Genomic DNA, 4,824 nt, shown 5'->3' on the forward strand with positions numbered 1-4,824 from the left:
GATCGGAGTGTCGTCGCCCGGGAAGTCGTACTGAGACAGAAGTTCACGAACTTCCATTTCAACCAGTTCCAGCAGCTCTTCGTCATCAACCATGTCACATTTGTTCAGGAACACGATGATGTACGGAACGCCTACCTGACGACCCAGCAGGATGTGCTCACGAGTCTGCGGCATCGGGCCGTCAGTCGCAGCAACTACCAGGATCGCGCCGTCCATCTGAGCAGCACCAGTGATCATGTTTTTAACATAGTCGGCGTGCCCCGGGCAGTCTACGTGTGCGTAGTGACGGGTCGGGGTGTCATATTCAACGTGAGAAGTGTTGATGGTGATACCACGAGCTTTTTCTTCCGGCGCGTTATCGATCTGGTCGAATGCGCGAGCAGCACCGCCGTAGGTTTTAGCCAGTACGGTAGTGATTGCAGCGGTCAGCGTTGTTTTACCATGGTCAACGTGGCCGATAGTACCGACGTTAACGTGCGGTTTTGTACGTTCAAACTTTTCTTTAGACATCGATTGTCCCTCTAAGACACGGATAAATCGGTGATATCACCACATCAACCAGGCAACATGCCCGACTTGTTGAATGCAATAAACAGAAGGAAAAAACAGGGAGGAGAAAAGAAGTGGTGCTGATAGGCAGATTCGAACTGCCGACCTCACCCTTACCAAGGGTGCGCTCTACCAACTGAGCTATATCAGCACATCTTGGAGCGGGCAGCGGGAATCGAACCCGCATCATCAGCTTGGAAGGCTGAGGTAATAGCCATTATACGATGCCCGCATCCTGGAACTCGGCTACCTGATTTTCATTCTGCACTGAATATCGAGAGAAGCTCTCTTTATTCGAGCCGGTAAGCGAACTTATCGTCTCGGGCTACGCCATCGCGTGGCCGAAATTGGTGGTGGGGGAAGGATTCGAACCTTCGAAGTCTGTGACGGCAGATTTACAGTCTGCTCCCTTTGGCCGCTCGGGAACCCCACCGGACTTGATGGTGCCGACTACCGGAATCGAACTGGTGACCTACTGATTACAAGTCAGTTGCTCTACCTACTGAGCTAAGTCGGCATCAAGTAGCGCGCATTCTATGGAGACATGCGAGTTCATGCAACTAAAAAATTGCATAATTTGTTTTATTGGTCACATTTTGTGCGACACGGTGAATAAACAGCCGAATTGCGAGCAGATTAGCATACTTTTTCAGCATCACTCTGCATTAACAATGCGCGCCAGCTAAAACACAATTCTTTTTATCAGATGGAATATCTGTCACATTGCTTTTCAACGATAGCTTCCTGGAAGAGATTTTTTCTTATTATTCCTCCCCATCTGGTGTTACCCTCCTGCCCATTAACCCATTCAACAGAACTGTGACGCGCCATGGCAAATATCGCTTTGCCGATAGAGCTATGACCGCCAGAAACATGCTTATGAGTATAAAAGAGCAAACGTTAATGACGCCTTACCTACAGTTTGACCGCAACCAGTGGGCAGCTCTGCGTGATTCCGTACCTATGACGTTATCGGAAGATGAGATCGCCCGTCTCAAAGGTATAAATGAAGATCTCTCGTTAGAAGAAGTTGCCGAGATTTATTTGCCTTTATCGCGTTTGCTGAACTTCTATATAAGCTCGAACCTGCGCCGTCAGGCTGTTCTGGAACAGTTTCTTGGCACTAACGGACAACGCATTCCTTACATTATCAGTATTGCTGGTAGCGTCGCGGTAGGGAAAAGTACGACTGCTCGTGTGTTACAGGCACTATTAAGCCGTTGGCCGGAACACCGTCGTGTTGAACTGATCACCACCGATGGTTTTCTTCATCCCAACAAAGTGCTTAAAGAACGTGGCCTGATGAAGAAGAAAGGCTTCCCGGAATCGTATGATATGCATCGTCTGGTGAAGTTTGTTTCCGATCTCAAGTCCGGCGTGCCAAACGTTACAGCACCTGTTTACTCGCATCTTATTTATGATGTGATCCCGGATGGAGATAAAACTGTTGTTCAGCCTGATATTTTAATTCTTGAAGGGTTAAATGTCTTACAGAGCGGGATGGATTATCCACACGATCCACATCATGTATTTGTTTCTGATTTTGTCGATTTTTCGATATATGTTGATGCTCCGGAAGACTTACTTCAGACATGGTATATCAACCGTTTTCTGAAATTCCGCGAAGGGGCTTTTACAGACCCGGATTCCTATTTTCATAACTACGCGAAATTAACTAAAGAAGAAGCGATTAAGACTGCCATGACGTTGTGGAAAGAGATCAACTGGCTGAACTTAAAGCAAAATATTCTACCTACTCGCGAGCGCGCCAGTTTAATCCTGACGAAGAGTGCTAATCATGCGGTAGAAGAGGTCAGACTACGCAAATAATTTTCAGGGGAGCTAATGCTCCCCTTTCTTATTTTTCTGCACTACGCAGGGATATTTCACCGCCCATCCAGGGTTTTATTATTCCATCCTGCTCAAGCAATAAAGCGCCCTGTTTGTCTATTCCGCGTGAAATACCAAATATTTCTTTATCACCAATGATAAGTTTCACTGGGCGATTAATGAAATTATCCAACTTTTCCCAACGCGAAAGATAAGGTGCCAATCCTTCTTGCTCGAAGAGTTCCAGCGCCGCGCGTAATTCACGTATTAGCATGGCCGCCAACGTATTACGATCGAGATTGATCCCCGCTTCCTGCAGCGTGATCCACCCCTGATTAACGACACTCTCTTCAACACGACGCATTGCCATGTTGATCCCGGCGCCAATGACTATTTGCGCCGCATCGCCGGTTTTGCCAGTCAGCTCCACAAGAATGCCAGCCAGCTTGCGATCCTGCAGATAGAGGTCATTAGGCCATTTAACACGAACTTTATCTGCCCCCAGCTTGCGTAATACTTCCGCCATCACGATACCGATAACCAGACTTAAACCAATCGCCGCCGCCGGGCCTTGCTCCAGGCGCCAGAACATCGACAAATATAAGTTTGCGCCAAAAGGCGAAAACCATTTCCGACCACGACGACCACGGCCAGCCTGCTGGTATTCTGCAACGCAGGCATCGCCCGATTTAAGCTCTCCGATGCGGTCAAGGAGATATTGATTCGTGGAGTCAATCACTGGCAGCACGGCTACACTACCGCCATCCAGCAGACTCAATATCTGTTCAGCATTAAGTAACTGGATGGGCTCAGGCAGGCTGTATCCTTTACCCGGAACGGTAAAGACATCAACGCCCCAGTCACGCAGTGTCTGAATGTGTTTATTAATAGCCGCCCGGCTCATTCCTAACGTTTCACCCAGCTGCTCGCCAGAGTGAAATTCACCATTCGCTAACAGCGCGATTAATTTCAGTGGAACGGTATTATCCTTCATGAAATCGTCTCCACTGCGCTAACTTCACCTGATGCACCAATAAAGCGAACTTCTGGCTCAAGCCAGACATTAAATTTTTCACCCACTTTCTGTCTTACATGATGTGCCAGTTGCACGACATCTTCGCTTTTTGCATTGTCTTCATTAATGAGAACTAACGCCTGTTGACGGTGCACCGCAGCCCCCCCCATTTGCATCCCTTTTAGCTGGCACTGATCGATAAGCCAACCTGCTGCCAGTTTTACTGAACCATCCGCCTGAGGGTAATTTGGTGCTGTTGGAAATTGTGCCAGTAATGCTTTAGCCGTTTCGGCAGATACAACAGGGTTTTTGAAGAAACTACCGGCATTGCCATTCACTTTTGGGTCAGGGAGTTTGGTGGTGCGCATATGACACACCGCATCAAATACTTGCTGTGGCGTTACTGTTGTAGGATCCAGACGAGTTAAGTCACCATACGTTAGTACAGGTTGCCACTCTTTTGGCAGACGCAGACCTACGGCTACAATGGCGAAGCGGTCCTGGTATTCATGTTTAAAAATACTGTCACGATAGCCAAAACGGCACTCTTTAGCTGTTAAACGCTCTTGCTTGCCTGTCGCCAGTTCAACACAGTCAACATATGCGCAAACTCGCTGTAATTCTACGCCATAAGCCCCAATATTCTGGATAGGTGATGAACCAACACAACCAGGAATTAATGCCAGATTTTCCAGACCAGGCATACCTTCCTGCAAAGTGTATTTTACCAGGCGATGCCAGTTTTCTCCGGCTCCTACATGTAAATACCACGCATCAGGTTCATCATGAATTTCGATACCTTTGATCCGGTTGATGATCACCGTACCGCGATAGTCTTCCAGAAAAAGTACATTACTTCCTTCACCCAGAATAAGGACGGGTTGTCCTTCTGCGGTTGCATGCTGCCAGGCATTGAGTAATTGTTGTTCGTCTTCGGCACATACAATGTGCTGAGCATTATGATCAATGCCAAATGTGTTCCAGGGTTTTAAGGAGTGGTTCATAGCTGCTTTCCTGATGCAAAAACGAGGCTAGTTTACCGTATCTGCGGGGGGATGGCTTGTAGATATGACGACAGGAAGAGTTTGTAGAAACGCAAAAAGGCCACCCGTCAGGATGGCCTTTCGCTTTATCTGATGCCTGGCAGTTCCCTACTCTCGCATGGGGAGACCCCACACTACCATCGGCGCTACGGCGTTTCACTTCTGAGTTCGGCATGGGGTCAGGTGGGACCACCGCGCTACGGCCGCCAGGCAAATTCTGTTTTATTAACCCGCTTACGCCGGTTAATCTAATCTGTTATCAAGCTTACTTATCGATGTCTCATCCGCCAAAACATCTTCGGCGTTGTAAGGTTAAGCCTCACGGTTCATTAGTACCGGTTAGCTCAACGCATCGCTGCGCTTACACACCCGGCCTATCAACGTCGT

The 4,824-nt window shown here is 48.1% G+C and carries 4 protein-coding genes, 4 tRNA genes and 2 rRNA genes; 1 reads left to right on the top strand and 9 read right to left on the bottom strand.

All coding sequences use genetic code 11. The features are described from left to right. The 5 genes from AACU94_RS05685 to AACU94_RS05705 form a co-directional block, all read right to left on the bottom strand. On the bottom strand, nucleotides 1-510 hold a 510-nt coding region (locus tag AACU94_RS05685), incomplete at its 3' end, for a GTP-binding protein (RefSeq protein WP_077789482.1). Nucleotides 511-624: 114 nt separating this feature from the next. Continuing rightward, nucleotides 625-700 (bottom strand) — tRNA-Thr (locus AACU94_RS05690). Between the two features lie 6 nt (nucleotides 701-706). Next, nucleotides 707-781, bottom strand: a tRNA-Gly gene (locus AACU94_RS05695). Between the two features lie 116 nt (nucleotides 782-897). Beyond that, nucleotides 898-982, bottom strand: a tRNA-Tyr gene (locus AACU94_RS05700). An 8-nt stretch (nucleotides 983-990) separates the two neighbouring features. Further along, nucleotides 991-1,066 (bottom strand) — tRNA-Thr (locus AACU94_RS05705). 362 nt (nucleotides 1,067-1,428) lie between these two features. Here AACU94_RS05705 and coaA point away from each other — a divergent pair. Then, entirely contained in the window at nucleotides 1,429-2,379 is a 951-nt protein-coding gene (gene coaA / locus AACU94_RS05710) for a type I pantothenate kinase (protein WP_000023076.1), read from the top strand. Nucleotides 2,380-2,407: 28 nt separating this feature from the next. On the opposite strand, the gene birA is transcribed toward coaA, so the two are convergent. The 4 genes from birA to AACU94_RS05730 form a co-directional block, all read right to left on the bottom strand. Beyond that, nucleotides 2,408-3,373 (bottom strand): bifunctional biotin--[acetyl-CoA-carboxylase] ligase/biotin operon repressor BirA, encoded by a 966-nt coding sequence (gene birA, locus AACU94_RS05715; protein ID WP_130219570.1) that lies wholly within the window; start codon nucleotides 3,371-3,373, stop codon nucleotides 2,408-2,410. Continuing rightward, entirely contained in the window at nucleotides 3,370-4,398 is a 1,029-nt protein-coding gene (murB, locus tag AACU94_RS05720) for a UDP-N-acetylmuramate dehydrogenase (RefSeq protein WP_130210845.1), read from the bottom strand. The genes birA and murB overlap by 4 nt, the downstream gene beginning before the upstream one ends. 134 nt (nucleotides 4,399-4,532) lie before the next feature. After that, nucleotides 4,533-4,648 (bottom strand): 5S ribosomal RNA (rrf, locus tag AACU94_RS05725). 97 nt (nucleotides 4,649-4,745) lie between these two features. Then, nucleotides 4,746-4,824 (bottom strand): 23S ribosomal RNA (locus AACU94_RS05730); the annotation flags it as partial.

Origin of the sequence: Escherichia sp. E4702 (assembly GCF_963883545.1) — a bacterium.
Classification (GTDB): Bacteria; Pseudomonadota; Gammaproteobacteria; order Enterobacterales; family Enterobacteriaceae; genus Escherichia.

What these genes read in the sequence shown, in the direction of transcription:
- murB (WP_130210845.1), bottom strand. Translation starts at nt 4,398, where the DNA reads ATGAACCACTCCTTAAAACCCTGGAACACATTTGGCATTGATCATAAT.
- coaA (WP_000023076.1), top strand. Translation starts at nt 1,429, where the DNA reads ATGAGTATAAAAGAGCAAACGTTAATGACGCCTTACCTACAGTTTGAC.
- birA (WP_130219570.1), bottom strand. Translation starts at nt 3,373, where the DNA reads ATGAAGGATAATACCGTTCCACTGAAATTAATCGCGCTGTTAGCGAAT.